Source organism: Olivibacter sp. CPCC 100613, assembly GCF_036959255.1.
Taxonomy (GTDB): domain Bacteria; phylum Bacteroidota; class Bacteroidia; order Sphingobacteriales; family Sphingobacteriaceae; genus Olivibacter.
Genome location: NZ_JAWMTI010000046.1, coordinates 1 through 562, shown reverse-complemented (window position 1 = coordinate 562; position 562 = coordinate 1). Strand labels below are relative to the sequence as shown.

The window sequence follows — 562 nt, the reverse complement described above, 5'->3', positions numbered from 1 at the left end:
CGGATGCCCTTCATCCAGGCATCGGTCAGCAAGGAGATGGCATGGTTTCCGAGCATAACACCCGACATTCCCGGGTTCGACCAGGTCGGATACCAGCCCGACTGTTCCTGTGCATCCAACAGCGATTGCATATAACGTCCCTGCATGGTGGGATGCAAAATGTTGCTCAATGGAAATTGGGCCCGAAAGGTATCCCAGAAACCGTTATCGGAATACATATAGCCGGAATAGATCTTCCCGTCGTAGGGACTGAAGTAATAAGGTTTTCCATTTTTGTCGAGTTCATAAAACTTACGCGAAAAAAGGTTCGCCCGGAACAGGCAGGAATAGAAAGTGGCCAGCTCCTCTTCTGTACCGCCCTCTACCAGTACACGCCCCAGCAGTTTATTCCAGACACCGGCAGCTGCAATCTTCGTATCTTCCAGCTTCTTATGTGCACCTAGCTCTCTATCCAGCGTCCATTGAGCCTGTTCCTGACTGATATAGGAAGATGCCACTTTCACCTGCACCGTCGCCCCTTTGGCAAAAGTGAGATAGGCTCCCACCTGCTTACCTTCTATCT

General features: G+C 50.7%; 1 protein-coding gene. It reads right to left on the bottom strand.

The window, feature by feature from the left end:
- Positions 1-562, bottom strand: a 562-nt coding sequence (locus RYH73_RS26630; RefSeq protein WP_335316475.1) for a glycoside hydrolase domain-containing protein, incomplete at both ends; no start/stop codon positions are given.